This window comes from Salinispora sp. CH2A1_6 (assembly GCF_056820975.1).
In genome coordinates, this window is the sequence record NZ_JBXEDG010000016.1 from 379,154 (window position 1) to 405,433 (window position 26,280).

23 protein-coding genes and 1 pseudogene are annotated in these 26,280 nt (G+C 70.1%); 11 read left to right on the forward strand and 13 right to left on the reverse strand.

Going from position 1 to position 26,280, the window contains the following annotated elements:
- Positions 1-150 precede the first annotated feature (150 nt).
- Both purN and purH read left to right on the forward strand, forming a co-directional pair.
- Complete coding sequence (gene purN / locus AC1UKG_RS22815) at positions 151-771, forward strand: phosphoribosylglycinamide formyltransferase (protein WP_018744200.1); 621 nt, start codon at positions 151-153, stop codon at positions 769-771.
- Positions 768-2,339, forward strand: coding sequence for a bifunctional phosphoribosylaminoimidazolecarboxamide formyltransferase/IMP cyclohydrolase (gene purH / locus AC1UKG_RS22820; RefSeq protein WP_018744199.1), 1,572 nt, complete (start codon positions 768-770; stop codon positions 2,337-2,339). Before purN ends, purH begins: the two co-directional genes overlap by 4 nt.
- Positions 2,340-2,345: 6 nt before the next feature.
- On the opposite strand, the gene AC1UKG_RS22825 is transcribed toward purH, so the two are convergent.
- Positions 2,346-3,110 (reverse strand): SDR family oxidoreductase, encoded by a 765-nt coding sequence (locus tag AC1UKG_RS22825; RefSeq protein WP_018814007.1) that lies wholly within the window; start codon positions 3,108-3,110, stop codon positions 2,346-2,348.
- Positions 3,111-3,156: 46 nt separating this feature from the next.
- On the opposite strand from AC1UKG_RS22825, the gene AC1UKG_RS22830 reads away from it, so the two are divergent.
- Entirely contained in the window at positions 3,157-3,558 is a 402-nt protein-coding gene (locus AC1UKG_RS22830; RefSeq protein ID WP_018744197.1) for an ArsR family transcriptional regulator, read from the forward strand.
- A gap of 84 nt (positions 3,559-3,642) precedes the next feature.
- Positions 3,643-4,908, forward strand: coding sequence for an ATP-binding protein (locus AC1UKG_RS22835; RefSeq protein ID WP_018744196.1), 1,266 nt, complete (start codon positions 3,643-3,645; stop codon positions 4,906-4,908).
- Here AC1UKG_RS22835 and AC1UKG_RS22840 read toward each other — a convergent pair.
- The 7 genes and pseudogenes from AC1UKG_RS22840 to AC1UKG_RS22870 all read right to left on the reverse strand — a co-directional run bounded on the left by AC1UKG_RS22840 (position 4,859) and on the right by AC1UKG_RS22870 (position 12,290).
- Positions 4,859-5,172 (reverse strand): annotated as a pseudogene (locus AC1UKG_RS22840) (hypothetical protein). The gene AC1UKG_RS22835 and the pseudogene AC1UKG_RS22840 overlap by 50 nt on opposite strands.
- A 15-nt stretch (positions 5,173-5,187) precedes the next feature.
- The gene (locus AC1UKG_RS22845) at positions 5,188-6,435 is read right to left on the reverse strand and encodes a helix-turn-helix domain-containing protein (protein ID WP_475889066.1); all 1,248 of its coding nucleotides are present in this window, start codon (positions 6,433-6,435) and stop codon (positions 5,188-5,190) included.
- Positions 6,436-6,584: 149 nt separating this feature from the next.
- Positions 6,585-7,625, reverse strand: coding sequence for a dipeptide ABC transporter ATP-binding protein (locus AC1UKG_RS22850; RefSeq protein WP_018744194.1), 1,041 nt, complete (start codon positions 7,623-7,625; stop codon positions 6,585-6,587).
- Complete coding sequence (locus tag AC1UKG_RS22855; RefSeq protein ID WP_018744193.1) at positions 7,609-8,694, reverse strand: ABC transporter ATP-binding protein; 1,086 nt, start codon at positions 8,692-8,694, stop codon at positions 7,609-7,611. Before AC1UKG_RS22855 ends, AC1UKG_RS22850 begins: the two co-directional genes overlap by 17 nt.
- A gap of 5 nt (positions 8,695-8,699) precedes the next feature.
- Entirely contained in the window at positions 8,700-9,668 is a 969-nt protein-coding gene (locus AC1UKG_RS22860) for an ABC transporter permease (RefSeq protein WP_029124090.1), read from the reverse strand.
- Positions 9,661-10,599, reverse strand: coding sequence for an ABC transporter permease (locus AC1UKG_RS22865; RefSeq protein ID WP_026271333.1), 939 nt, complete (start codon positions 10,597-10,599; stop codon positions 9,661-9,663). Before AC1UKG_RS22865 ends, AC1UKG_RS22860 begins: the two co-directional genes overlap by 8 nt.
- Before the next feature lie 89 nt (positions 10,600-10,688).
- Positions 10,689-12,290 (reverse strand): ABC transporter substrate-binding protein, encoded by a 1,602-nt coding sequence (locus AC1UKG_RS22870; RefSeq protein ID WP_018814004.1) that lies wholly within the window; start codon positions 12,288-12,290, stop codon positions 10,689-10,691.
- Between the two features lie 431 nt (positions 12,291-12,721).
- Here AC1UKG_RS22870 and AC1UKG_RS22875 point away from each other — a divergent pair, with 431 nt between their 5' ends.
- From AC1UKG_RS22875 to AC1UKG_RS22885, 3 genes are all read left to right on the forward strand, one after another.
- Complete coding sequence (locus AC1UKG_RS22875; RefSeq protein ID WP_018729221.1) at positions 12,722-13,582, forward strand: bifunctional methylenetetrahydrofolate dehydrogenase/methenyltetrahydrofolate cyclohydrolase; 861 nt, start codon at positions 12,722-12,724, stop codon at positions 13,580-13,582.
- A gap of 122 nt (positions 13,583-13,704) precedes the next feature.
- Positions 13,705-14,655: a malate dehydrogenase gene (locus tag AC1UKG_RS22880; RefSeq protein ID WP_018744190.1), complete on the forward strand. Its 951-nt coding sequence runs from the start codon at positions 13,705-13,707 to the stop codon at positions 14,653-14,655.
- A 159-nt stretch (positions 14,656-14,814) separates the two neighbouring features.
- Entirely contained in the window at positions 14,815-16,029 is a 1,215-nt protein-coding gene (locus AC1UKG_RS22885; protein ID WP_018744189.1) for an NADP-dependent isocitrate dehydrogenase, read from the forward strand.
- A 281-nt stretch (positions 16,030-16,310) separates the two neighbouring features.
- Here AC1UKG_RS22885 and cysC read toward each other — a convergent pair whose 3' ends face one another.
- Together cysC and AC1UKG_RS22895 are read right to left on the reverse strand one after the other, a co-directional pair.
- Positions 16,311-17,837, reverse strand: a complete 1,527-nt coding sequence (gene cysC / locus AC1UKG_RS22890) for an adenylyl-sulfate kinase (protein ID WP_018744188.1) — start codon at positions 17,835-17,837, stop codon at positions 16,311-16,313.
- Between the two features lie 91 nt (positions 17,838-17,928).
- Positions 17,929-18,507 (reverse strand): DM13 domain-containing protein, encoded by a 579-nt coding sequence (locus AC1UKG_RS22895; protein WP_018814002.1) that lies wholly within the window; start codon positions 18,505-18,507, stop codon positions 17,929-17,931.
- Between the two features lie 126 nt (positions 18,508-18,633).
- Here AC1UKG_RS22895 and AC1UKG_RS22900 point away from each other — a divergent pair, with 126 nt between their 5' ends.
- Genes AC1UKG_RS22900 through AC1UKG_RS22915 form a run of 4 tightly spaced genes read left to right on the forward strand, consistent with a single transcriptional unit; the run spans position 18,634 to position 22,085 of the window.
- Positions 18,634-19,548, forward strand: coding sequence for an ABC transporter ATP-binding protein (locus AC1UKG_RS22900; RefSeq protein ID WP_018814001.1), 915 nt, complete (start codon positions 18,634-18,636; stop codon positions 19,546-19,548).
- A complete protein-coding gene (locus AC1UKG_RS22905; RefSeq protein ID WP_018744185.1) occupies positions 19,541-20,419 on the forward strand; it encodes a hypothetical protein in 879 nt (292 codons plus the stop codon). The genes AC1UKG_RS22900 and AC1UKG_RS22905 overlap by 8 nt, the downstream gene beginning before the upstream one ends.
- Positions 20,416-21,372 carry an ABC transporter ATP-binding protein gene (locus AC1UKG_RS22910; RefSeq protein WP_482643043.1) on the forward strand — a complete coding sequence of 319 codons (957 nt, stop codon included), beginning with the start codon at positions 20,416-20,418 and terminating at the stop codon, positions 21,370-21,372. The genes AC1UKG_RS22905 and AC1UKG_RS22910 overlap by 4 nt, the downstream gene beginning before the upstream one ends.
- A gap of 2 nt (positions 21,373-21,374) precedes the next feature.
- The gene (locus AC1UKG_RS22915; protein WP_018744183.1) at positions 21,375-22,085 is read left to right on the forward strand and encodes an ABC transporter permease; all 711 of its coding nucleotides are present in this window, start codon (positions 21,375-21,377) and stop codon (positions 22,083-22,085) included.
- Between the two features lie 59 nt (positions 22,086-22,144).
- Here the strand turns inward: AC1UKG_RS22915 and AC1UKG_RS22920 are convergent, their stop codons facing one another.
- The 3 genes from AC1UKG_RS22920 to AC1UKG_RS22930 all read right to left on the reverse strand — a co-directional run bounded on the left by AC1UKG_RS22920 (position 22,145) and on the right by AC1UKG_RS22930 (position 26,255).
- Positions 22,145-22,279 (reverse strand): hypothetical protein, encoded by a 135-nt coding sequence (locus tag AC1UKG_RS22920; protein ID WP_482643042.1) that lies wholly within the window; start codon positions 22,277-22,279, stop codon positions 22,145-22,147.
- Positions 22,280-22,536: 257 nt separating this feature from the next.
- Positions 22,537-24,441 (reverse strand): ABC transporter ATP-binding protein, encoded by a 1,905-nt coding sequence (locus tag AC1UKG_RS22925; RefSeq protein WP_482643041.1) that lies wholly within the window; start codon positions 24,439-24,441, stop codon positions 22,537-22,539.
- Complete coding sequence (locus tag AC1UKG_RS22930; RefSeq protein WP_018813998.1) at positions 24,438-26,255, reverse strand: ABC transporter ATP-binding protein; 1,818 nt, start codon at positions 26,253-26,255, stop codon at positions 24,438-24,440. Before AC1UKG_RS22930 ends, AC1UKG_RS22925 begins: the two co-directional genes overlap by 4 nt.
- Positions 26,256-26,280 lie beyond the last annotated feature (25 nt).

Genomic DNA, 26,280 nt, shown 5'->3' on the forward strand with positions numbered 1-26,280 from the left:
CTACTCCTTTGAACAGGGTGCGACACCGGGACAACTGTGGCTACCGGTGTGCGGGGGAGCGACCGGCAGCGTACCTGGTCCGGTCGCTGACGCAGCGTCGGCTTGCCGCCCAGCGGACCGGCGGCCGGACCACCCCGATAGGGTTGTCCGGTGCCTGAGCCCGCAGCTGCCGCCCGCATTGTCGTTCTCGTATCCGGCTCCGGCAGTAACCTTCAGGCGCTGCTCGACGCCGGCACCGATCCCGGGTACGGGGCCCGGGTGGTCGCGGTCGGGGCGGACCGGGACGGCATCGTCGGGCTGGATCGGGCCGCGGCGGCGGGGGTGCCGACCTTCGTTGAGCGGGTGAAGGACTATCCGACCCGCTCCGACTGGGACGCCGCGCTGGCCGCGCGGGTCGCCGAGCACACCCCCGACCTGGTCGTCTCCGCCGGCTTCCTGAAGCTGGTCGGCCCGCATTTTCTCGCCGCGTTCGGCGACCGCTATCTGAATACGCACAACACCCTGCTGCCGGCCTTTCCCGGCATTCATGGGCCCCGCGACGCGCTCGCCTACGGGGTGAAGATCACCGGGGCCACCCTCTTCTTCGTCGACGCGGGCACGGACACCGGCCCGATCGTCGCCCAGGTCGCGGTGCCGGTCCGGGACGGCGACGACGAGCAGACGCTCACCGAGCGCATCAAAGAGGCCGAGCGACACCAGCTTGTTGAGCAGGTGGGTCGCCTGGTCCGTGCAGGTTGGACGATCACCGGAAGAAAGGTCACGGTTCCGTGAGTTCCAGTCAGGACGAGCGCCGCCCGATCCGGCGGGCGCTGGTCAGCGTCTACGACAAGGCCGGTTTGGCCGAGCTGGCCCAGGCGTTGCACGACGCCGGCGTGGAGATCGTCTCGACCGGAAGCACCGCGTCGGCCATCGCCGGTGCCGGCGTGCCGGTCACCGCGGTGGACTCGGTTACCGGGTTCCCGGAGATCCTCGACGGCCGGGTCAAGACACTGCACCCCAAGATCCACGGTGGTCTCCTCGCGGACCTACGCAAGGAGTCGCACGTTGGGCAGCTCACCGAGCATGGCATCGGGGCGATCGACCTGCTGGTGTCCAACCTGTACCCGTTCCAGGCGACCGTCGCCTCCGGGGCGGGGCAGGACGAGTGCGTCGAGCAGATCGACATCGGTGGGCCGGCGATGGTGCGGGCCGCCGCCAAGAACCACGCCTCGGTCGCCGTGGTGACCGACCCGTCGGGCTACCCCCAGTTGCTGGCGGCGGTCCGGGCGGGTGGCTTCACCCTGGCGCAGCGTCGGGCGCTCGCGGCCCGCGCGTTCGCGGTGATCGCCGACTACGACGTGGCTGTCGCCGAGTGGTGCGCGCGGGAGTTGGTCGAGGAGGACGCACCGTGGCCGGGCTTCGCCGGCTTGGCGCTGCGTCGCGAGGCCGTGCTGCGGTATGGGGAGAACCCGCACCAGCCGGCTGCCCTCTACACCGACCCGTCGAGCCCGGCCGGGCTCGCCCAGGCCGAGCAGCTGCACGGCAAGGAGATGTCGTACAACAACTACGTTGACGCCGACGCCGCCTGGCGGGCCGCCAACGACTTCTCCGACCAGCCGGCGGTGGCGATCATCAAGCACGCCAACCCGTGTGGCATCGCGGTGGGCGCGGACGTCGCCGAGGCGCACCGTAAGGCACACGCCTGTGATCCCGTGTCCGCCTTTGGTGGCGTGATCGCGGTGAACCGACCGGTCGGCGTCGAGCTCGCCGGGCAGGTGGCGGAGGTGTTCACCGAGGTGGTTGTCGCCCCGGATTTCGAACCCGACGCCCTCGAGGTCCTGCGGGGCAAGAAGAACGTGCGCCTGCTGCGCGCCCCGGCCTACGCCCCGGCGGCGGCGGAGTGGCGACCGGTCACCGGCGGAATGCTGGTACAGGTACGGGACCGGGTGGACGCCGCGGGTGACGACCCGGCCGCCTGGCAGCTGGCGACCGGGGAGGCCGCCGACGAGGTGACCCTGCGGGACCTGGCCTTCGCCTGGCGGGCGGTCCGAGCGGTGAAGAGCAACGCGATCCTGCTCGCCCGCGGCGGCGCGACCGTCGGCGTCGGGATGGGGCAGGTCAACCGGGTTGACTCGGCCCGGTTGGCGGTGGAGCGGGCTGGTGCCGAACGGGCGCGGGGCGCGGTGTGCGCCTCCGACGCGTTCTTCCCGTTCGCCGACGGTCCGAAGGTCCTCTTCGATGCCGGAGTGCGGGCGATCGTCCAGCCCGGCGGATCGATCCGGGACGAGGAGGTCATCGCCGCGGCCAAGGCGGCCGGCGTGACCATGTACCTGACCGGTACCCGGCACTTCTTCCACTGACCGAGCTCAGGTCAGTTCCAGCCCGCCGTCGACAGTGAGGACCTGCCCGGTCAGCCAGGTGCTGGCCGGGTCGGCCAGGCGCAGGATCCACGCGGCGACCTCTTCGGGGTCACCGCGGCGACCGAGGGGGATGCGGGCGGTCTCTGCTCGTTTGATCTCCTCGATGGCCGGGTCGGCGAGTCCGGCGGCGGCCAACGCCTGGCTTTCGGTTGGGCCGGGAGCGAGGGCGTTGACCCGAATCCCGTCCGTCGCGAGTTCTGCCGCCCAGCTCCGGGTGAGCTGCTCGAGGGCGGCTTTGGAGGCCGCGTAGTGGGCGGCACCTGGTAGGGGCCGGTGGCCGTAGGTACTGGAGACGTTGACGATCGAGCCGCGGCTTCGGCGCAGGTGCGGTAGGGCCGCGTGCGCCAGCAGGCTGGGCGCGACGACGTTGAGGTCGAACAGGGCGGCGATGCCCGCCGCTGTGGTGTGCGCCAGCGGCATGATCCTGGTAGTGCCGGCGTTGTTGACCAGGACGTCCAGGTGTCCCCAGCGGTCGACTGCGGCGGCAATCACTTGCTGCGGGGTGCCTGGGTCGTTCAGGTCGGCCGGGTGCACGGCGATCGCGGGGTGTCCGGCGGCGGTCTCCGCGAGGGCATCTTTGCGGCGGCCGACACCCAGCACATGGGCGCCCGCGCGGGCGAACGCGTGTGCTGTGGCGCGGCCGATGCCGGATCCGGCACCGGTGACGACAACGGCGTGTGCGGTGAGATCGGTGCAGGGTCCGGCGTGCACTGTCCATCTCCTTGTTCGATGTTCGTAAAACATCGAACAAGGTAGCATGGTCGCCATGAGAAAGGCACGACATCCCGACCCCGACGAGATCTCCCTCATCGACGTGCTGGGGGCTCTCAACGACCCCATCCGGGTCGGCCTGGTACGTGTGCTCGCCGATGGTCGCGAACGCGGGTGGGGCGAGCTTCGCGTGCCGGTCGCCAAGTCCACCCTCAGCCATCACCTGCGCGTGCTCCGCGACGCGGGTATCACCCGCACCCGACAGGAAGGCACCCGCTGCTTCGTCGAACTTCGGGGCGGCGACCTCGACGCCCGCTTCCCCGGGCTGCTGGGCGCGGTCCTCGGCGCCGCCGACCGCGACGACGTGGGCGGTCACGTCGGCGTCGTGGACGGCCTACCCGAGGTCCGCGCAGATCGAAAGCCTGAAGCCCCGCAGATCGAAAGCTGAGGGCCTCGCAGATCGAAAGTCGGATGCCCCGCAGATCGAAAGCCGAGTGCCCCGCAGATCGAAACCCTCGGGGTATCATCAGGCATGCCTCATCTGATCCCACGCCATGCTGCTGCTCAGGTCAACGCCGCCTTGGCGGACACTCGCGTCGTGCTGATCAGCGGGGCGCGCCAGGCTGGCAAGAGCACTCTGGTTCGGGTCCTCGCCGGGGACCGGCTCGCCGAGCGGCACGATCTCGACCGGGCGCAGGACCGGGCCGCAGCGGCTACCGATCCGGTCGGCTTCGTGGGCTCTGCAGAACTCCTGGTCATCGACGAGATTCAGCGCGTTCCGGAGTTGCTGTTGGCGATCAAGGCGGCGGTTGACGAGGACCCCCGCCCCGGCCGGTACCTGCTCACCGGGTCATCGCGGCTGTTCGGCATGGTGGCCGCCCCGGATGCGTTGCCAGGCCGAATGGAAACCATCGAACTCTGGCCGCTTTCCCAAGGTGAACTCGACGGCGAGCCGGACGGATTCGTTGACGCTGTCTTCACGGTCGGGGCCGACGTGCGACACGAGTCGGATGTGACCCGCGCCGACTACGCGGCCAGAATCGTGCGCGGCGGTCTGCCCGAAGCAACGGCCCGTGCCGACCCGCGACGCCGCCAACGGTTCTTCGACGCGTACATCCAAGCGCTGATCGACCGCGATGTCCGGCAGTTGTCCGACATCCAGCACAAGGGTGAGCTGCGTAAGCTGATCCGCCTGCTCGTGGCCAGGTCCGCGACGATCATCGCCGCCAACTCTCTCGAGTCCGCACTCGGACTGAGTCGGCCGACGATCGCCCGCTACCTCCAGGCGTTGGAAGAGATCTTTTTGATCAAGCGGATCCCTGGCTGGTCCCGCAACCTGGGCACCCGGGCCACCGCCGCAGCGAAGCTGATCTTCGTTGATTCTGGTATCGCGGCCAACGAGCTTGCGACTGATGCCCGGGCGCTGCTCCGGCCGGGTGCCCCATTCGGCCCGATGCTCGAATCGTTCGTGCTGTCCGAGCTTTCTCGTCAGCTCACCTGGTCCGAGCAGCTCGTCGAGCTGTACCACTACCGCGACCAGAGCCAGTACGAGGTCGACGCGGTGCTCGAGAACCGATCCGGACAGGTCGTCGGGGTCGAAGTCAAAGCCGCCAGCACGGTCGGACCCGACGACTTCCGGGGGCTGCGCCGACTCGCCGACCGCCTCGGCGACGATTTCATCGCTGGTGTTGTCCTCTACACCGGCACGTCCACGCTGCCGTTCGGCGACCGACTGCGCGCACTGCCCGTCAGCGCCTTGTGGCAGCTAACTGCCCCGACCGGAGATCGACTGCACTGAGGTCTTCCCGCGTGCCGCTGGCGCGGACCGCACGGCTGCGGGTCCAGCCGAGGAAACGCTGGTGGAGGATTCCGGCGGGGGTCCAGGGCATGTCCGCGGTGGCTTGGACGAGGTGCGCGCCGAGGTAGAGGGCCAGCGACACCGGGGCGCGGTCGTACCCTGCCTGTAGCTCCTGCTTTCGGGTTGGGCAGGGCCAGGGCAGCCGCAGCCGCTGCAGGTCCATGCTCGGGAGACCGGGCTGTGCTGGTCGGTCGCCGGTTTCACCGATGGCCCCTGGTCTCACCATCGGTGCTCTGCTCCACCGGCGGCGGGGAGAGTCTGTACCTGAGGGAGCGCCCCCAGTACGCCGATCGCGAGGGCAAGTTCCCTGGCGTCCTCCCCGACCGTGCCGGGCCGGCTGGACAGCTCCAGGACAGCGGTGCGGGCGTACGGATGGTGTCGCACGGTGTCCACGCTCTCCCGCAGTGCCCGTCCGAGCAGGTGCACCGCGGCCACCTCACCTCGCTGCAGCACATGGGCCCGTGCGCCCTCGATCAGGGCGGCAGCCCGACGGGTGCACGACGGAAGCACCCGGTAGTCCATGGTGTCGGCACGCCGAACCGCCGCACCCGGTCGGCACAGGTCTGTTTCGATGGTGACCGCGGATGTCGCGCAGGCCGCTGGTCCGAACATCAACCACGGGTGGGTGTACCCGCTGCCAAGCCGACCTGCGGCCTCGGCGGCGGCGTCCCATGCCCGCCATGCCTGCCCGGCTCGACCCGCCTTGCTGTGCCCCAGCGCGATGCCGAGCTGGGCCTGCCCCCACCGGGCCAACTGCTCGTCGTCGGCGGCCGGGTCCACCAGAGCGGCAGCGTCGACAAGCACCTGTTCGGCGGCGTCGATCTGGTTGGCTCCGCGGTAGACGTGGGCGTAATACCAGCCGGCCGCCGCGACCGCGGCCGGGTCGTCGGCGTCCTGTGCGGCAAGCATCGCCCGGTCAGCGGCCAGCCACACCAACTCTGGGTACGGCTGGTGGGCGAGGTACAACTGGGCGAGGTGGTAGACCCGGGCCAGTTCGACGAGCGCCTGTCGGCGGGCCAGCCCGTCCAGCCGGCGAGCACTGCTCTGCGCTTCGCTCAGCAGCCCGGGAAGTACCCCGGCGACCACCGTTCGTTCGGTCGTCGAACGGTGCCACAACTCCCACGCCTGACCGACCAGGCCGCGCAGCACCTGCACCCGAGTAGCCGGACCGACCGGCAGGGGAGAGCGTTGCATCGCGGCGGCGACGTTGTCGACAGCGGGATGACCAGCGCGGGTCACCGATGCCACGGGCAGGGTCTGATCTCCGGTCAGGTCGGCCAGGTCGGCGAGCCCCAGTACCTCAGCCAGGCGAAGCAGCATGGGAAGGCGGGGCGGAAGTAGGCGGCCGTTCTCCAATGCCTTGACCCACTCCGCGCTGCGGCCGACCAGACCGCCGAGGACCGGTCGGGTCCTCCCGGCACGTTCGCGGTGGGCGCGTAGACGTGCACCGAAGGTCGTCTGGTCCATCATCGTCGCCTCCCAGATAGCGGTCCTGGGCGGCGGACCGCCGGCCGACACTCCGGCGCGCCACCACAGTTGACGGTACTCGCCGGCACCGATACGGAGGCGTGCCAGCGATCCTGCCCGGCAAGCAGCGCATCGGTGGTCGGCGGTCGTCAGGAGGGAGACGTTGGCTCGCGGAGTTCGGCGAAGTGGCAGGCGGACGGGTGCGGGTCGGCGGCGCGCGGCACGGTGTCCGGGTCCTGGGTGGCGCAGACATCCTGCGCCTTCCAACACCGGGTGCGGAACCGGCAGCCGCTCGGCGGGTTCGCCGGGCTTGGCACGTCGCCGATCAGGCGGATCATGTTCTGGCTGTCCCGCAGCTCCGGGTCGGGCACCGGCACCGCCGACAGCAGTGCCTGGGTGTACGGGTGGGTGGCCCGCTGGTAGATCTCCTCCTCGGTGCCGAGCTCGACGATCCGACCCAGGTACATCACCGCGACCCGGTCACAGATGTGCCGCACCACCGACAGGTCGTGGGCGATGAAGATGTACGAGAGGCCGAGCTCGTCCTGCAGCTGCTCGAGCAGGTTGATCACCTGCGCCTGGATCGAGACGTCCAGCGCGGAGACCGGTTCGTCACAGACGATCACCTCGGGGCGCAGCGCGAGCGCGCGGGCGATGCCGATGCGCTGCCGCTGGCCGCCGGAGAACTGGTGTGGGTACCGGTTGATGTGCTCGGGGCTGAGCCCGACCATGTCCAGCAGTTCCTGGACTCGCCGCTGCCGGCTGCCCTTGGGCGCCGACTCCGGGTGGATCTCGAAGGGTTCCCCGATGATGTCGCCGACGGTCATCCGCGGGTTCAGCGAGGTGTACGGATCCTGGAGGACCATCTGCATGTTGCGGCGTAGCCGGCGCAACTCCCCACCACGGGCGGCGAAGAGGTCCCGCCCCTCCAGGGTCGCCGCTCCGGAGGTCGGCATCTCCAGCCGCATCAGCAGCCGGGCCAGGGTGGACTTGCCGCAGCCGGACTCGCCGACGATGCCGAGGGTTTCCCCGCGGCGCAGGTCGAAGCTGACCCCGTCCACGGCGCGGACCGCGCCGATCTGCCGCTGGAAGACGACGCCCCGGGTGATCGGGAAGTGTTTGACCAGGTTTTCGACGGCGAGGATCGGTTCGCCGCGTACCTTCTTCGGCGGGCTAGTGGGCGCGGTCATCGTGGACCTCCTGCGCGAAGTGGCACGCGCTGGTCCGGCCGTCGCCGAGGACCAGGTCGTGCGGTACGACGTCCACGCAGACCTGCTGGACGTACGGGCATCGGGGGTGGAAGGGGCAGCCGGAGGGGATCCGCATCAGGTTCGGGGGCAGGCCCCGGATGGTCGACAGCTGCTGGCCGTGGAAGTCCAGCCGGGGGATCGATTCCAACAGCCCCTTGGTGTATGGGTGGGCCGGGGACTTGTACAGCGACCGGACGTCGGCGTGTTCGACGATCCGTCCGGCGTACATGACGGCGATCCGGTCGGCGACGCCGGCTACCACGCCGAGGTCGTGGGTGATCAGGATCATCGCCATGCGGAGGTCTCGGCGCAGGTCGGACAGGAGGTCCATGATCTGGGCCTGCACGGTCACGTCCAGCGCGGTGGTCGGCTCGTCGGCGATGAGGACCTTCGGGTTCAGCGCCAACGCCATGGCGATCATGACGCGTTGCCGCATCCCGCCGGAGAACTGGTGCGGGTAGTCGCCGAGCCGGTTGGCCGCGGCCGGGATCTTGACCAGCTCCATCAGTTCGATCGCCCGCCGCCGGGCGTCGCCGCGGGACATCCCGGCCCGTTGGCGCAGTGTCTCGCCGATCTGCCAGCCGACCGGGAAGGTCGGGTTCAGCGCGGAGAGGGCATCCTGGAAGATCATGGCGATCTCGGTGCCGCGTACCTTCCGGCGTTGCTCCTCCGACTGGGTGAGCAGGTCGCGGCCCTGGTAGCGGATCTGCCCAGAGCGGATCATGGCGGGCGGGGTGTCCAGGATGCCCATGATCGCCTGGGCGGTGACTGACTTGCCGGAGCCGGACTCGCCGAGCACGGCGAGGGTCTCCCCGGCGTCCAGGTGGTACGAGACACCGTTGATCACCTTCGCCACACCCTCCCCGGTGCGGAACTCGACGTGCAGGTCCCGTACCTCGAGCAGGTGGCCGCCCTCCGGAGTGGGGGAGGCGGGCGTGGGTTGGACGGCGGACTGGGACACAGTGCCTGCCTTTCGCTCGCTGCCACGGGTGGGCCGGTTCCCGCGCATGGGGCTCACCGGAGTTTCGGGTCGAAGGCGTCTCGGATCGCGTCGCCGAGCATGATGAACGACAGCACGGTCAGCGCGAGGAAGGTCGACGGGACGATCAACGGGGTGGCCGACTCCCGCATGTGCACCCGGCCGTTGTTGATGTCGATGCCCCAGGAGATCGTGGGTTCCTTGAGCCCGATGCCGAGGAAGGAGAGCGTCGCCTCGGCCGCGATGAACGATCCGAGCGCGATGGTCAGCACCACGATGGCGGGGGCGAGCGTGTTGGGCAGGATGTGTCGCCACATGATCCGGCTGTTGCTCGCGCCAAGCATCCGGGCGGCGGAGACGTAGTCCTGCTCCTTCGCGGTGATCACCGACGAGCGGACCACCCGGGCCGTTGTCGTCCAGCCGAGCACCGCCAGGACGAAGATGACCGCCGCGATCCGGATCGTCGCGCTGTCGCTGGCGACTCGCTTGAGCAGCACGATCGCGGCGAGCAGTAGCGGGATCCCGAGCACGATGTCGATCACCCGGGAGAGGATGGCGTCGATCCACCGGCCGAAGTACCCGGCGAGCATGCCGACGGTGAGCGCGATCAGTCCGGTGAGCAGCGCGGAGAGGGCGCCGACCAGGAGCGAGGCGCGGGCGCCGTAGACCGCCCGGGCATACGTGTTGCAGCCCTGGAAGTCGTACCCGAAGATGGCTCCGCCGGAGGGGCCGGCGTGCTGCCGGGAGAGGAGGCAGTCGGCCGGGTCGGCGGCGGTGAACAGCGTGGGCACGGCGGCCATCGCGGTGACCACCAGGACCAGCGCGGAGCTGACCCAGAAGATCGGCTTTCGCCGGAGGTCCCGCCAGGCGTCGCCGGCGAGGCTGCGGGGTCGGCCGGGGGTGACGGAGGTGCCGCCGACCTGGTTCGGCGCGTGGGGTTCGCCGGCGGGGCCGCGCCGGGCGTTGGGGTCCTCCGACGCGGCCACCGTCTCGAAATCACTCATAGCGGATCCTCGGGTCGAGTACGGCGTAGAGCACGTCTACCACCAGGTTGGCGATGAGGTAGACCACGACCAGCACGCTGACGATCCCCACCACCAACGGACCGTCCTCGGTACGGATGGCGCGGAAGAGGTTGAAACCGACCCCGGGGATGTTGAACACCCCTTCGGTGATGATCGCGCCGCCCATCAGGTTGCCCAGCTCGACGCCGAGGAAGGTGACCACCGGGATGAGCGAGTTGCGCAGCACGTGGATGCCGACGATCCGTCGCTTGACCAGGCCCTTCGACCGGGCGGTGCGGACGTAGTCGGCGCGCAGGTTCTCGGCCACCGAGGTGCGGGTCAGCCGCAGCGCGGTGGCCAGGGAGAGGGAGCCGAGGACGATCCCGGGCAGCAGGAGCGCGTAGAAGTCGGGGTCGGCGCCGGCGGTGGGCGGGAAGAGTTGCCACCGGACGCCGAGAAAATACTGCGCGATGGGTGCCAGCACGATGGTCGGCACGGCGAGCACGACCAGGGTCAGCAGCAGCGTCGAGTTGTCGAAGATGCTGGCCCGCCGAATTCCGGCGAGCACGCCGGCGGTGACTCCGACGAGCACGGTAACCGTCATCGCGATCAGCGCCAGTTTGATCGTCACCGGCCAGGCGGCGGCGAGGATGTCGCCGATCTGCCGTCCGGTGAGGGATTCGCCGAGGTCGCCCTGGAGCAGGTTCCGGATGTAGTCGAAGTAGCGGTAGAAGAAGCCGTCGATACCGGTCCGGTCGAGATGGAACTTCTCCGTCAGGTACGCCCGCTGGGCATCGGTGACCGGGCGTTCGCCGGCGAGCGCCTGGATGGGGTCACCCTGACCGGCGAACATCAGCGCGTAGACGATCAGCGTGGTCCCGAAGAAGGCGAGGACCATCTGGAGCAGTCGTCGCAGAATAAAGCGGACCATACTAGGCAGTCTCTCTGAAAAAGGGCGAAGGGGAGGCGTGGTCGGGTCACCAGCTACCCGGTGACCCGACCACGTCGCTCGCTACCGAACTACTGGACTGCTTCGATCTTCAGCAGGTCGACCCGGTTGAAGAGGTCGATCTCCACGTTCGTGACCTGGCTCGAGTGCCCGAAGACGTTCTGGCCGTAGCGCAGCGGGATCACCGGCATGTCCTCGGCCAGCAGGTCTTCGGCCTGCTGGTACTTCGCGATCGCCTCCTCCCCGGAGGCCGCCGCCGAACCCTCGGCGACCAACTTGTCGAACTCGGGGTTCTCGTAGCCGTAGAAGTTCGCCGAGCCGTTGCTGCTGTACAGCGGGCCCAGGTAGTTCTCCATGGACGGGTAGTCCATGACCCAACCCATCCGGAACAGGCCGACCGGCTGCTCCGCCTTGACCTTCGTCAGCAGGTCGGAGAACTTCGGCTCGGCGCTGCCGACGCACGCCACATCCAGGTTCGCCTTGAGCTGGTTGCAGGTGGCGTCGACCCAGTCCTTGTGGCCGCCGTCGCCGTTGTACGAGATCTCGATCTGGCTCGGGCCGCCGGCGCTCTCGTAGAGCGCCTTGGCCTTGGCCGGGTCGAAGGTGCCGGCGTCGCCGATGGTGTTCTCGCGGTAGCCCGCGACAACCGGGGAGACGAACGAGCGGGCCGGAGTCTGCGAGTCCTTGAAGACGGCCTTCGTGATCTCCTCCCGGTCGATCGCCATCGAGATCGCCTTCCGCACGTCCGGGTCGCTGAACTCCTCCTGGTAGGTCGGGAAGGAGAGGAACTGGAAGGTCGACCCGGGGCTGGTCTGGAACCGGTCCCCCAGGTCGGTGGGGGCGGTCAACAGGTTCTCGGTCGGGATCACCTTGATCACGTCGAGGTTGTCCGAGAGGACATCCGCGTACGCGGCGGCCGGCTGCTGGTAGATCCGGAACTCGACGCCCGCCACCTTCGGCTGCTCGCCGGGGAAGGCGTCGTACCGCTCGACCTCGACCCGGGAGTCGTGCTGCCAGGTGCCCTTCATCTTGAACGGGCCCTGCCCGATCGGCGCCTGCTCGTAGCTCTCGTCGAGCACGCCCGGCTCCGAGAACGCCGCCTTCGGTAGGGGGTAGAAGGCGTTGTACCCGAGCATGGCCCGGAAGTCGGAGTACGGCGCCGACAGGGTGACGGTGAAGGTCAGGTCATCGACCTTCTCCAGGCCGGACAGCGTCTGCGCCGCCGGGGTCTCACCCTGAAGGTCCTCGTACCCGGCGATCTTCTCGAAGAAATAGCTCGAGCCCTGGCCGTTCGGGGCGTAGGCGCCGTAGTTCCAGGCGTCGATGTAGTTGTCGGCGGTGACCGGCTCGCCGTTGTGGAAGGTGTAGCCGTCCTTGAGCTTGATCGTCCAGGTGATGTTGTCCTCGGACGTCACCGACTCAGCTGCCACCTCGTACGCCTGGTGGGCGTCGTCGTAGTCGACCAGCGGGCTGAACAGGGCGGCGAGCACCTGCGAGCCACTGGTCTCAGTGGTGTTGGTCGGTACCAGGTGCTGCGGCTCGGCGATCTCGATCCGCACGGCCGCGTTGGGGTCGGTCCCGCCGGAACCACCGCTGCCGGAGCCGCAGGCCACCAGGCCCAGGGTCACCGCGAGCGGGAGGGCCGTCCAGGCGGCGAGTCTACGAACGCGCATGAAGCCTCCTCATCCTCACGCTGCGCAGGACCCGACGCTGGGTAACGCTGCGCAACGACCGGCAACGGTAGGCCGCCGGTCTGCGATCGACAACGGAAGGGTTGCGAAGCCGTAACGGAGGGTGGCGGCGGGGGTTGTGGGTGGCACCCTTCCGTGCTAGCTATATCGCTCCTACCTGCGGATTTGTGTACCGAATCGGCGGGTCGGCCGAGCCGTGTCGACCCGCGAAGTCGGGGTCGAACGGACCGTCGCCAACTGTCCGGCGTGCCCCCGCCCGCGGGTGGTCGTCCAGTTCTGACCCGGCCTGCGTTACTCAGAGTGACTTATCGCACGGTAGTGGGCGGTCCCGGTGACCCCGGACACGGCGCACCTGGTCGCCGGCTGCCCGGGTCGTCGGCCCCGCTCGGTCGCTGGCGTGAGACGATCTGAAGGTGACGGCGACGCTTCTGGACGGCAAGGCGACCGCAGCCGAGATCAAGGACGAGCTGCGGGTGCGCGTGAAGGCTCTGGCGGAACGAGGTGTCACCCCCGGTCTCGGCACCGTCCTCGTCGGCGGTGATCCCGGCTCCCAGGCGTACGTCAACGGCAAGCACCGCGACTGCGCCGAGGTTGGCGTCGCCTCGCTCCGGCGGGAGCTTCCGGCCGACGCCACGCAGGAGCAGGTGGACGCCGTACTGGGCGACCTGAACGCTGACCCGGCCTGTCACGGCTACATCGTGCAGCTGCCGCTCCCCGGCCACCTCGACACCCAGCGGGTGCTGGAGCTGATCGACCCGGACAAGGATGCCGACGGTCTACACCCGGTCAACCTGGGCCGGCTGGTGCTCGGCTACCCGGGCCCGCTGCCCTGCACCCCGCGCGGGATCGTCGAGCTGCTTCGCCGGCACGACGTCGCGCTGCGCGGTGCCCGGGTCGTCGTGGTTGGTCGGGGTAACACGGTCGGCCGCCCGCTCGGTCTGCTACTCACCCGCCGCAGCGAGAACGCGACCGTTACCCTCTGCCACACCGGCACCCTCGACCTCACCGCGCACACCCGAGCCGCGGACATCGTGATCGTCGCCGCCGGGGTGCCGGGGCTGCTCACCGCCGACATGATCACGCCGGGTGCGGTCGTGGTGGATGTCGGCATCACCCGGGTGATCGGCCCCGACGGCAAGGGCCGCTACACCGGCGACGTGGATCCCGGCGTCACCGAGGTGGCCGGGGCCCTGGTCCCGATGCCCGGCGGAGTGGGGCCGATGACCCGCGCGATGCTGCTGACCAACGTCGTGGAGCGGGCCGAACGCGGCTGAAGTCCCGCAGCGGCACCGAAGCGCACACATCGGGGTCATAACCGTCCGCCCCTGACCGGATCGGTGCCAGGATGGCTGATACGGTCCGGAAAAACCGACTGGTATCAGGGAGTGGGACGTCAATGGGTAAGAAGGTCACTGTCGTCGGGGCCGGCTTCTACGGCTCCACCACCGCGCAGCGTCTGGCCGAGTACGACGTCTTCGACACCGTCGTGATCACGGACATCGTGGAGGGCAAGCCGGCGGGTCTCGCCCTGGACCTCAACCAGTCACGGGCCATCGAGGGCTTCGAGACCAAGCTGGTTGGCGTAACCACCGGCCCCAACGGCGAGGGCTACGAGGCCATCGAGGGCTCGGATGTCGTCGTCGTCACCGCCGGCCTGCCGCGCAAGCCGGGCATGAGCCGGATGGACCTGCTGGAGACCAACGCCAAGATCGTCCGGCAGGTCGCCGAGAACGTCGCCAAGTACGCGCCGAACGCCGTCGTGATCGTGGTCTCCAACCCGCTCGACGAGATGACCGCGCTGGCCCAGATCGCCACCCAGTTCCCGCACAACCGGGTGCTCGGCCAGGCCGGCATGCTGGACACCGCCCGGTTCACCAACTTCGTGGCCGAGGCGCTCGGCGTACCGGTGGCGTCGGTGCGGACGCTGACGCTGGGCTCGCACGGGGACACCATGGTCCCGGTGCCGTCGAAGAGCAGCGTGGCCGGCAAGCCGCTGCGCGAGGCGATGCCCGCTGAGCAGATCGAGGAGCTGGTGGTCAAGACCCGCAACGGTGGCGCCGAGGTGGTGGCGTTGCTGAAGACCGGCTCGGCCTACTACGCCCCGTCGGCCGCCGCCGCCCGGATGGCGAAGGCCGTCGCCGAGGACTCCGGCGAGGTCATGCCGGTCTGCGCCTGGGTGGACGGGGAGTACGGCATCTCCGGCGTCTACCTCGGGGTGGAGGCGGAGATCGGCGCGCAGGGAGTCCGCCGGGTCGTCGAGACCGACCTGGACGCCGATGAGCGGGCCGCGCTGAAGGAGGCCGCCGAGGCCGTCCGGGCCAAGCAGAGCGACGTCGCCAGCATGTGATCACCCGATGGCAGCGCCCCGTGGCCACCCGGCCGCGGGGCCGCCATCGCCCCCGCCGAGGGTTCGGGGCCGCGGAATGAGGCCGGCTGGGGAGACCGGGATTGTTTGCAGTACGCTCGTACTGCTTGAGCATGTGTCCCCCGAGAGGAGCGCCGGCCGATGGCGAAGATCAAGGTAAACAACCCGGTCGTAGAGCTCGACGGCGACGAGATGACCCGGATCATCTGGAAGCAGATCCGGGAGCAGTTGATCCTGCCCTACCTCGATGTCGACCTGCGTTACTACGACCTTTCGATCCAGCACCGGGACGAGACCGACGACCAGGCCACCGTTGACGCCGCCAACGCGATCAAGGAGCACGGCGTCGGTGTCAAGTGCGCCACGATCACTCCGGACGAGGCGCGGGTCGAGGAGTTCGGCCTGAAGAAGATGTGGCGGTCGCCGAACGGCACCATCCGCAACATCCTCGGCGGTGTCGTCTTCCGTGAGCCGATCATCATGTCCAACGTGCCGCGGCTGGTGCCCGGTTGGACGAAGCCGATCATCATCGGCCGGCACGCCCACGGCGACCAGTACAAGGCCAGCGACTTCGTCGTCCCCGGGCCCGGCAAGGTCACCATCACCTACACCCCGACCGACGGCACCCAGCCGGTCGAGATGGAGATCGCCGACTTCCCCGGCGGCGGGGTCGCCATGGGCATGTACAACTTCGACGAGTCGATCCGGGACTTCGCCCGCGCCTCCATGCGGTACGGCCTCGACCGTGGCTACCCGGTCTACCTGTCGACGAAGAACACCATCCTCAAGGCGTACGACGGCCGGTTCAAGGACATCTTCGCCGAGGTGTACGAGGCCGAGTTCAAGGCCGACTTCGAGGCGGCCGGCATCAGCTACGAGCACCGGCTGATCGACGACATGGTCGCCGCGGCGCTCAAGTGGGAGGGCGGCTTCGTCTGGGCCTGCAAGAACTACGACGGTGACGTGCAGTCCGACACCGTCGCGCAGGGCTTCGGCTCGCTCGGCCTGATGACGTCCGTGCTGATGACCCCCGACGGCCGCACCGTCGAGGCCGAGGCCGCGCACGGCACCGTCACCCGGCACTACCGGCAGTACCAGAAGGGCGAGAAGACCTCGACCAACCCGATCGCCTCGATCTACGCCTGGACCCGGGGGCTGGCCCACCGGGGCAAGCTGGACGGCACCCCGGCGGTCACCGAGTTCGCCAACACGCTGGAGAAGGTCATCATCGAGACCGTCGAGGGCGGCCAGATGACCAAGGATCTCGCGCTGCTCATCTCGCGGGACGCCCCGTGGCTCACCACCGACGAGTTCATGCACGCGCTGGACGAGAACCTGGCCCGCAAGCTCGCCTGATCCCGACCGGCGGGGCCGCCGACTACCGCTCGGGTAGTCGGCGGGTGGGGCCGAGCCAGCGGGTGGCGCGACTTTCTCCGGCGCGCCTCGTTGACCCAGGTGGACGAGATGCCAGTCGCGTCCAGGAAGGTTGACCGCGGTCGCCCCCGACGTGCGTCGCCTGTCAGCTTTCCCGGCTGTCACGCACAGCCAGCCGTCCCTTCCCAGCGGGGGGCCCTGTCCCGGGCCCCCCGCACCCCGGGTCCCCGGGCCGCCTGTCCCGGGCACCCGGCGGCCGGGAACTACACGCTCGGGTGGCGGGGTTCGACCCAGCCCGTCTCGGCCAGCTGGTGCAGCACCTCCTGCACCGCCTCGTCCACCGTCAGATCGGTCGTGTCGACCGTCAGCTCGGCGTCGGTCGGTTCCTCGTACGGGTCGTCCACTCCGGTCATCCCGGTCAGCAGACCGGCGCGGGCGCGCGCGTACAGGCCCTTCCGGTCTCGCTGCTCGCAGACCTCCAGCGGGGTGGAGACGTGGATCAGTAGGAAGCCCGCCCCGGTGGCCATTGCCATCTTCCGAGCGGCGGCCCGCGCCTGCTCGTAGGGGGCGATCGGGCAGCAGATCGCCACCCCCCGGTGCCGGGCGATCTCGGCTGCCACCCAGCTGATCCGGCGGATGTTCGCGTCCCGATCAGCCTTGCTGAAGCCGAGCCCGGCGGACAGTTCCCGGCGCACGACATCGCCGTCGAGCAGGGTGACCGTCCGTTCGCCCTGCTCCCGTAGGGCATCGGCGAGACCGCGGGCGATGGTGGACTTGCCGGAACCGGAGAGGCCGGTCAGGAAGATGACCAAGCCTCGGTAGCGGCGGGGTGGGCGGGCGTGCACCAACTCTTTCGCCACCGCCGGCGGAGTGTGCCACTCCGGCAGCGGGAATCCCCGGTCCAGCAGGTCGTCGATCTCGGCCTGGGTCAGCGCCTGCCGCCGGTTGCGCGGCGGGATGTCCTCCCGCCACCGCCACTGCCCGTCGCGGTTGTCGTAGGCCAACTCCCGCGGGACCAGCACCCGCAGCCCGGCACCGGAGAGCATCTCGCCGGTGGAGAGCAGATGGGTCACGCCGTACGCCGCCGAGACCCGCGCCCGGAGCAGCGCGTCGCTGATCTCCTCGCGGCGGCGGGGCAGCGGAACGGCGATCAGCGTCGCCGGCGGCATCCGGTCCCGGGCGGCGAAGACGCTGCGCACCAGGGCCTCCGGCGGCAGGTCGCCGCCGTCTTCACCGATCGGGATCAGCACCAGCAGGTGGGCGCCGAGGGTGCGGGTCGCGTGGGCGATCTGGGCGAGTTGCGGCCGGTGCAGCGGCCGGTCGGCGACCACCCCGAGGACCCGGCCGGGCGGCAGTAGCGAGCGGATCTCCGCCGGGGTGCGGCGTAGCCGCTGGAACGGGCCGTGTCCGCCGTCGCCGAGCCGACGCACCGGACCACCGACCCCCGTCACCCCGTCGCGGACCGGCCAGGCGTCGGCGACCTCCAGCGCGGCCATCGGGGCCCCCTCGCCGTCGGTCAGCACTAACGTGCGGCGGGCCGGGTCCCGGACGTCCAGCCGTTCGGCGAGGGTCGCGGGGACCTGGAGCGTCACCGGTACCGACCAGGGAGCGTCGTCGGTGAGCCGGCCCCGCCGGCTCACCGAGACCAGGTCGGCGCGGGTCATGAAGCCGGTCAGCGGGGTGTATGCCCCGGTGAGGATCAGCTCCAGGTCGGCCAGTTCACCCGGGCGGGGCGAGTACGCCGGCGCGTCCCGCAGCACCTCGTCGGGCGGCACCCAACCGTTACTCATGAACCCCCCAAGTCACTGTTCGGCACTAGTTTCTCAGCCGACCGGGGGATCGGTCGAGTGCCACTCCAGGAGATGGGGACGCGGCCGGAGGTCAGGCAGTGGCCAAGGGGGCCGCGCCGAACGACACCGCGAACCGTTTGCACCAGATTGACACGCTGGTCAGCTTGTCCAGGTCGACCTCGGCCGGGATGTCGTACGCCTGGTCACCGCGGTTGCCCTTGAGCCGGCCCAACTCGACCCAGTGGCCGTCGTCGAACACGTGCCACCCGGCCTCGCCGCTCCGGACCGGCTGGTCGGTCAACCACACCCGCAGGTCAGGGCCGTTGGAGGTGGCCAGGCCGACCAGTTCCAGCCGCAGCTTGCCGTCGGCGGTGCGGATGATCCGGGCGGTGCCGCTGGTGTCGTGTTCGTGGGTGATGAACTCGCCGCTGCGGACGATCGTCGGGCCGGCGTCCGGGGCGGAATCCTCGTCTGGTGCGGAGCCGTCGTCTGGGGTGGAGTTGGCGGCCGAAGGTGGCGTTCCGGTGGCCACGACCGTCAGTTCCTCGTTCACCTCGGTGTTGGTGACCAGCTTCCACGGCTGGAACCAGTAGAGACCGAAGGCGGTGCCGGCGGCGAGAACGGTGACCGCGACCCAGGTGAGCGGGGCGCGCAGCAGTCTTGAAGCCATGCCTCCAGTCTGCCGGCGGGGGCCGGTGGGGGGAATTACCGGAGCCTTACGGCTGCCGCCCCCTACGGGAACGATCAGGGGCGCGGCGGGTGTCGGAAGCTGGCGGCACCTGCCTAGGGTGGGGGCGTGGCACTCATCGCGACCGAGTCGCTGACCAAAACCTACCGGGGTGGGGTCACCGCGCTGGCCGATCTGACCGTTGTGGTCGAGCCCGGCATCGTCGGCCTCGTCGGCGCGAACGGCGCCGGCAAGTCCACCCTGATCAAGATCCTGCTCGGCCTGCTCCCGCCGACCAACGGGCAGGTCCGGGTCCTCGGCCTGGATCCGACCACCCAGCCCGACCAGGTCCGGGCGCGCGTCGGCTACATGCCCGAGCACGAGGCCCTGCCACCCGACCTCTCCGCCGCCGAGTTGGTTACCCACCTCGGCCGGGTCAGCGGCCTGCCGCGGACGGTGGCGCGCGAGCGGGCCAGCGAGGCGCTGCGACACGTCGGGCTCTACGAGGAGCGCTACCGTCCGGTCGGCGGCTACTCGACCGGCATGAAGCAGCGGGTGAAGCTCGCCCAGGCCCTGGTGCACGACCCGGACCTGCTGCTGCTCGACGAGCCCACCAACGGGCTCGACCCGGCCGGGCGGGACGCGATGCTCGCCCTGATCCACCGGATCGGCACCGAGTTCGGCATCTCGGTCCTGGTCTGTTCACACCTGCTCGGCGAGGTCGAGCGGATCTGCCACACACTGGTCGCCATCGACGGCGGCCGGCTGCTGCGGGCCGACCGGATCGACGCCATGACCTCGGCCACCGACGTGCTCGCCGTGGAGGTCAGCGAGGGCACCGAGGAACTCGCCGCCCGCCTGGCCGCACTGCGGCTGCCGGTCCGCCGGGACGGCCGCCTGCTCCTCGTCGAGCTGGCCGACGACGACACCTACGACCAGATCCTCGGCGCGGTCGCCGAGCTGGACCTGCCGCTGCACCGGTTGGACCAGCGTCGCCACCGGGTGGCCGAGCTGTTCGCCACGAGGGAGCCCAACCATGTCTGAGTCGACCGGAGTCATTCACGACATCGGCTACCAGCGCTACACGGGCCCCCGCCTCGGCCGAGCTCCGGTGTTCGGCGCGCTCTACCTGCACGGGCTGCGCACGGTCTTCGGCTTCGGCCGCAGCGCCAAGGCGAAGATCTTCCCCTGGCTCGTGGTGGGCATCGTGATCGTGGTCGCCGCTGTGGTCGCCGCCGTCCGGAGCCAGATCGGCCAGGTGGTGATCACGTACGCGCAGTTCGCCGACACGATGAGCTGGCTGATCATCTTCTTCGTCGCCGTCGCCGCCCCCGAACTGGTCAGTCGCGATCTGCGCAGCGGAGTACTGCCGCTGTACTTCTCCCGGCCGCTGGCCCGATCGGACTATCCGCTGGCCAAGCTCCTCGCCCTGGTCACCGCGCTCTGGTTGTTGCTCGGCGGCCCGCAGCTGGTGATGTTCCTCGGTGCCGCCTTCACCCTCGGCGAGGGGCCGCGGGGGGTCTGGAACGAGCTGCTCGACCTGCTGCCGGGGCTGCTCTACGCCGGTCTCTGGGCGGCGGTCTTCGGCGCGATCGGCCTGTTGGTCGCCGCGCTCACCGGCAAGCGGGCGTTCGCCGCCGGCGGGATCGTCGCGGTCTTCCTGATGACCACGCCGATCGTCGGCATCCTCGCTATCCTGCCCGCGCGGACAATCAATGAGCTGGCCTTCCTCGCCTCCCCGATGACCATGGTCAACGGCGTGGGCACCTGGGCACTCGGTGACCTGCTCTTCGAGGGCGGGGATGGGTTGCCCATCGGTCGGTTCGGCCCGCTCTACGCCCTCACGGCCGTGCTGCTCGTGGCCGGCTGTGTCGCCCTCCTGTTGGCCCGCTACCGGAAGGTGGCCACCCGATGAGCGTGACCAGTGTGGAGCCGAGGTCGACGCCGGCCCCCACCGGCAGCCGACTGGACCTGGCGGGGGTCTCCCGCTGGTACGGCAACGTGGTCGCCGTCAACGACGTCAGCATGAGCCTGGGGCCGGGGGTCACCGGCCTGCTCGGCCCCAACGGCGCGGGCAAGACGACGCTGCTGCACATGATGGCCGGTTTCCTCGCGCCGTCCCGTGGCGCGGTGACCCTGGACGGGGCGCCCACCTGGCGCAACCCCGAGGTCTACCGGCGACTGGGCCTGGTCAGCGAACGGGAGGCCGTGCACACCTTCCTCACCGCGTACGAGTTCGTGCTGGCCAGTGCACGGCTGCACCGGCTGCCGGACCCCGCGGAGGCCGCTCGCCGGGCGATCGCCCTGGTCGAGTTGGAGGGGGCGCAGTCCCGCCGGATCGGCACGTACTCCAAGGGCATGCGACAGCGGGCCCGGGTGGCGGCGGCGCTGGTCCACGACCCGCAGGTGCTGCTGCTCGACGAGCCGTTCAACGGGATGGACCCGCGACAGCGGCTGCACATGATGGACCTGCTGCACCGCCTCGGCGGCGCCGGGCGCACCATCCTGTTCAGCTCACACATTCTGGAGGAGGTCGAGCAGCTCTCCGGCACGGTGCAGGTGATGGTCGCCGGCCGGCTCGCCGCCTCCGGCGACTTCCGAACGATCCGTCGGCTGATGACCAACCGGCCGCACGTCTTCGCGATCCGGTCCACCGACGACCGGGCGCTCGCCGTGGCGCTGATGGCGGAACCGTCGGTGACCGGTGTGGAGTTGGGCCAGGCCGGGCTGACCGTACAGGTGAGCGACTACGGCGCCTTCACCCGGGCGCTGCCCAAGATCGCCCCGGCCCGAGGAATCCGGGTGCGGCAGCTGGTGCCCGAGGACGAGTCCCTGGAGAGCGTGTTCTCCTACCTGGTGGAGGCCTGACCATGTCGACTGTTTCCTGGATCACCGCCCGGGGGCTGTTGGGGCGGCGTCGCTTCCTGCTGTTGTTCCCGCTCCCGGTGCTGCTGGTTCTGCTCGCGGTGCTCTCCCGCGCGCTGGGGGTGGACCCCAGCGAGTGGGGGCCGTCGGTGCTGGTCGGCCTCGGGTTGGCCGTGGTGCTACCGGTGATCGCGTTGATCGTCGGGACCGGCGTGCTCGGTGCGGAGATCGATGACGGCACCGTGGTGCACATCCTCACCAAGCCGTTGCCGCGCTGGCAGATCGTGCTGCCGAAGCTGGCGGTGGCGGCCGGGGTCACCGCGGTCACCGTCGCCGTGCCGCTGTATGTGGCCGGTGTGCTCGCCAGCTCGGTCCGGGTCGGTCTGGCACTCGCGGCCGCCGCCTCCATCGGCGCGTTGGCCTACTGCGCGCTCTTCCTCGCGCTCAGCCTGGTCACGCGGCGCCCGGTGCTACTCGGGCTGGTTTACGTGCTGATCTGGGAGGGGCTGCTGGGCAACTTCGTCAGCGGTACGAAGGTGCTCTCCATCCAGCAGTACGTGATCGCGCTCGCCGACCGGTTCGCCCCGACCGAGCTGCTCGCCACCGATGTCTCGGTGCCGGTCGCGGCGGTGATGAGCACGCTGATCGTGGTTGGTTTCACCGCCCTGGCAGTCGATCGACTCCGGTCGTTCAGCGTGGCCGGCGAAACCAGCTGAGGCAGGTCAACGGCCTACCAGTGGATCGTCGGCGGAGTTTACTCCGGACAGTGCGGGGGTCAGGGTGAATCGTCCAGAGCCTGGCAGCCGCAGGTGATGTGGTGCTGCGCGGCGGCGGCGTCATCATTACCGGAGGCCTTGGACCTCAGGATGGCGATCTGCAGCGACGTTGGGCTGACATCTGTCTTCGACATGGTTTCCGGCCCTTGCCCCGTGGCGCGGCCCCTTGGTTGCCCAGAGGCAGCCCAAGGGGTCGAACCCTCATCGAGGCCCTTACCCTGCCTGTCAACGGGTCTCGCCGGTGACCGGATCCGGTCACGTGGGCGAAGTGGTCCTTGATCGGTCAGCCGGCGCATAGCTAGTCTCCGATACCGCTGGCCAGCGGTTGGCGGCAAGCGCGCACCTCAGCGCGGCACCGTCGGGCCCGGTGTTGCCTGACTACTCCTTGCGCTCAGCTCAGGGAATCCAGCCACTGGCGGTGTAGCGCGGCGTACTGCCCGCCGCTGTGGACCAGTCGCCCCGGTGGACCGTCCTCGACGATCCGCCCCGACTCCAACACCACGACCCGGTCGGCGATCTCGACGGTGGAGAGTCGGTGTGCGATCACCAGCGCCGTACGGTCCCGCAGAATGGTGGCCAGGGCCCGCTGGACCGCGCGTTCGGTCGGGACGTCGAGGGACGACGTCGCCTCGTCGAGGATCAGCACCGCCGGGTCGGCCAGGAACACCCGAGCGAACGCGACGAGCTGCCGCTGACCGGCCGAGAGCCGGCTGCCGCGGCGGTGCACCTGGGTGGCGTACCCGTCGGGCAGCGCGGTGATGAACTCGTCCGCGCCGATCGCCTTCGCCGCCGCCGCCACCGCGGCGTCGTCCGCGTCCGGCCGGCCGAAGCGGATGTTCTCCGCGACCGTACCGCCGAAGAGGTGGGTTTCCTGCGTGACCAGGACGAGCGCCTGCCGCAGGTCGGCGTCGGCGAGGTCCCGCAGGTCCACGCCCCCCACCGAAACGCTGCCCGTGTTCGGGTCGTGGAAACGGGCGAGCAGCTTGGCAATGGTCGACTTGCCGGCGCCGGTCGGCCCGATCAGCGCGACGGTCTGTCCGGCCGGGACGTCCAGATCCAGTCCGCGCAGGATCGGGGACTGCGGGTAGTACCCGAAGGAGACCGCGTGGAAGGTCACCGCGCCGCGCCCGGCCCCGGCGGCCGGCAGCGGCACCGGGCGGGCCGGCTCCGGCACCTCCGGCCGCTCGTCCAGCACCCCGGCGAGCTTCTCCAGCGCCGCGGTGGCCGACTGCAGCGAGTTGTAGAACTGGCTCAGCTCCTGCATCGGCTCAAAGAACCGACGTAGGTAGAGCAGGAAGGCGGCGAGTACTCCGACCTCGGCGTGACCGTTGAGGACACGCCACCCGCCGTAGCAGAGCACTGCCGCGATGGTGACGTTGCCGATCAGCTTGACCCCGGGCGAGTAGGTCGCGATCAGCTGAAACGCGTGCAGGCTGGCCCGCCGGTAGTCGTCGTTGACCCGGGTGAAGATCCGTTGGTTGCGCGGCTCGCGGCGGAACGCCTGCACCGCCCGGATTCCCCGCAGCGACTCGACGGTGTGCACGATGACCAGGGCGATGGTGTCCCGGGTCCACCGATACGCCACGGCCGAGGCGCGGGCGAACCAGCGGGACAGCCAGAACAGGAACGGGAACGCCAGCAGCGTCACGGCGGCCAGCGGAAGGTCCAGCCAGAGCAGGATCGCGGCCACCGACAGGATCGACAGGGCGGCGAGGACCAGGCTGTCGATGCCACCGCCGACCAACTCGCCGATGGAGTCCAGGTCGCTGGTGAGCCGAGAGACCACCCGCCCGGAGGTGTACCGCTCGTGGAACGTCACCGACAGGCGCAGGAAGTGCCCGTACACCCGCCGTCGGAGGTCGAGGAGCACCGCCTGACCGATCTGGGCGGAGCGGACGAGGAAGCCGCGGCGGGCGGTGTACTCGGCGACCGTGGCGACGACGAACGCGGCCGCGATATACATCAACGGCCCGGTGTCACCGGCCCGCAGCGGCGGAATGGCCCGGTCGATGCCGAGCATCACCAGATACGGTCCGGCCATGCCCGCCACGTTCTGGATGAGCAGCAGTGCGACGGCGACGGCGAGCTGTCGGCGGTGCGGGTGGAGCAGGTTGCGTAGCAGCGCCCGGCTGCGGGCGCGCAGCCGGGCCACCGCCGCCGGATCGGTGTCCTCGGCCCGGCTGCGGTCGGCGTCCGGGTCGACCGCGATGCCACGCCAGTTCTCCTGACTCGGCCGCGGTCGCGGCCCGGAAACGGTCGACGGCGGGTCACCGCCCGGATCGTCGCCGTCGGTCACGAGCGCACCAGACCGTTGGGGGCCGGATCGCCCGCCGGTGGCCCTGGCTCGGCCGCGAGCAGGGCACGGTACGCGGGCACGGTGGCGAGCAGGTCGGCGTGCCGGCCCAGCGCGGTGATCCGGCCGGCCTCCAGCAGGGCGACCCGGTCGGCGAGCGCGATCGTGGCCGGTCGGTGCACCACGACCAGCGTGGTGGTGTCGGGTAGGGCCCGGCGTAGCGCCGTCTCGACCAGCGCCTCGGTGTGCACGTCGAGGGCGGACAGGGGGTCGTCGAGCAGGAGCAGGGCGGGGCGGCTGAGCACCGTCCGGGCGAGCGCGAGTCGTTGCCGCTGCCCACCGGAGAGGGACAGGCCCTGCTCGCCGACCCGGGTCGCCAACCCCCACGGCAGGTCGTAGGCGAAGGTGGCCTGCGCCAGCGCGAGCGCGGCGCGGACCTCCTCGTCACCGGCATCGGGCCGGCCCAGCGTCACGTTCTCCCACACCGACATGGAGAAGAGCGTCGGCTCCTCGAAGGCCACTCCGACCAGCCGGCGTAGCGTCGCCAGCTGCAGGTTCCGCACGTCGTACCCGTCGATGGTGAGGTGGCCGCCGGTCACATCGTGCAGCCGGGGCACCAGCGACAGCAGGGTGCTCTTGCCGGAGCCGGTCGCGCCGACCAGTGCTACCGTCTCGCCCGGCTCGACGGTGAGGTCAACGTCGCGCAGCACGGGTTCGTGGGCACCCGGGTACCGGAACGAGACACCCGAGAACCGCAACCGACCGAGGATCTGGGCGCGGGGTGGGGCGACGGCGTCGGGAGCGTCCAGGATCGCGGGCGGGGTGTCCAACACCTCCCGGATCCGGTCGGCAGCGGTCGCCGCCTCCTGCCCGCCCGCGATGATCCACCCCAGGCCCTGTACCGGCCAGATCAGCAGGAGCTGGAGGCTGACGAAGGCCACCAACTCGCCGATGGTGAGCGTGCCGGCCGCGGCGGCGCCCGCGCCGGCGACGAGGACGACGCCCAGGGTCAGGTTTGGTACCAGGTCAAGCCGGGCGGAGGTGTCGGCGAGCAGCCGTCCCTTGCCGACCGCGGTGTCGTGCAGCGCTCGGGAGCTGACAGCGAATCGGGCGGCCAGCTCCGGCCCGCGCCCGTACGCCTTCGCCGTGCGTAGCCCCTGCGCGGTCTCCTCGACCAGCGTGGCCAGGTCGCCCTGCTGGTCCTGCATTCGCCGGGAGGCGGCGTGGTAGGCGCGGGCGAACCGTCGCGCGAGGAGGAACAGCGGGATGGCGCTGACCGCCACGGCCAGGCCCAGCACGGGGTGCAGCCGGATCAGCAGCGCCACCACCACGGTGTACGTGACCAGGTTCAGGGCGAGAAAGAGCAGGCCGAAGGAGAGGAACCGACGGATCGCCGAAAGGTCGGTGGTGATCCGGGAGAGGAGCTGACCGGACTGCCACCGGTCGTGGAAGCTGGCCGGCAACCGTTGCAGGTGGGCGTAGATGTCGGCCCGGATGGTCGTCTCGATCCCCAGCGAGGAGGAGGACTGCACCCAGCGGCGGATGAAGATAAGCACTGCTTCGGCGAGCCCGAAGAGCAGCGCCAGGCCGGCGAGGCGGAACAGTCCGGCGGGATCACGCTCGGCGACCGGGCCGTCCACCACCCGCTGGGCCACCAGCGGTACGGCGATCCCTGCCGCCATGGCGGCCAGACCGGCGAGAAGGAGCCAGGCGAATTCTGGCGCGTATGGGCGCAGGTAGTGCCGAAGCCGCCAGAGACTGTCGAGCGGATGTCGGCCCGTGGTGGGGGCCGGATCGCCGTCAACCTCCGCGGGCACTACCCGACGTTACGTCTTTTAGGAC

What these genes read in the sequence shown, in the direction of transcription:
- AC1UKG_RS22830 (WP_018744197.1), top strand. Translation starts at nt 3,157, where the DNA reads ATGGTCGCCATGAGAAAGGCACGACATCCCGACCCCGACGAGATCTCC.
- AC1UKG_RS22835 (WP_018744196.1), top strand. Translation starts at nt 3,643, where the DNA reads ATGCCTCATCTGATCCCACGCCATGCTGCTGCTCAGGTCAACGCCGCC.
- AC1UKG_RS22845 (WP_475889066.1), bottom strand. Translation starts at nt 6,435, where the DNA reads ATGGACCAGACGACCTTCGGTGCACGTCTACGCGCCCACCGCGAACGT.
- AC1UKG_RS22850 (WP_018744194.1), bottom strand. Translation starts at nt 7,625, where the DNA reads ATGACCGCGCCCACTAGCCCGCCGAAGAAGGTACGCGGCGAACCGATC.
- AC1UKG_RS22855 (WP_018744193.1), bottom strand. Translation starts at nt 8,694, where the DNA reads ATGCGCGGGAACCGGCCCACCCGTGGCAGCGAGCGAAAGGCAGGCACT.
- AC1UKG_RS22860 (WP_029124090.1), bottom strand. Translation starts at nt 9,668, where the DNA reads ATGAGTGATTTCGAGACGGTGGCCGCGTCGGAGGACCCCAACGCCCGG.
- AC1UKG_RS22865 (WP_026271333.1), bottom strand. Translation starts at nt 10,599, where the DNA reads ATGGTCCGCTTTATTCTGCGACGACTGCTCCAGATGGTCCTCGCCTTC.
- AC1UKG_RS22870 (WP_018814004.1), bottom strand. Translation starts at nt 12,290, where the DNA reads ATGCGCGTTCGTAGACTCGCCGCCTGGACGGCCCTCCCGCTCGCGGTG.
- AC1UKG_RS22880 (WP_018744190.1), top strand. Translation starts at nt 13,705, where the DNA reads ATGGGTAAGAAGGTCACTGTCGTCGGGGCCGGCTTCTACGGCTCCACC.
- AC1UKG_RS22885 (WP_018744189.1), top strand. Translation starts at nt 14,815, where the DNA reads ATGGCGAAGATCAAGGTAAACAACCCGGTCGTAGAGCTCGACGGCGAC.
- cysC (WP_018744188.1), bottom strand. Translation starts at nt 17,837, where the DNA reads ATGAGTAACGGTTGGGTGCCGCCCGACGAGGTGCTGCGGGACGCGCCG.
- AC1UKG_RS22895 (WP_018814002.1), bottom strand. Translation starts at nt 18,507, where the DNA reads ATGGCTTCAAGACTGCTGCGCGCCCCGCTCACCTGGGTCGCGGTCACC.
- AC1UKG_RS22905 (WP_018744185.1), top strand. Translation starts at nt 19,541, where the DNA reads ATGTCTGAGTCGACCGGAGTCATTCACGACATCGGCTACCAGCGCTAC.
- AC1UKG_RS22910 (WP_482643043.1), top strand. Translation starts at nt 20,416, where the DNA reads ATGAGCGTGACCAGTGTGGAGCCGAGGTCGACGCCGGCCCCCACCGGC.
- AC1UKG_RS22915 (WP_018744183.1), top strand. Translation starts at nt 21,375, where the DNA reads ATGTCGACTGTTTCCTGGATCACCGCCCGGGGGCTGTTGGGGCGGCGT.
- AC1UKG_RS22920 (WP_482643042.1), bottom strand. Translation starts at nt 22,279, where the DNA reads ATGTCGAAGACAGATGTCAGCCCAACGTCGCTGCAGATCGCCATCCTG.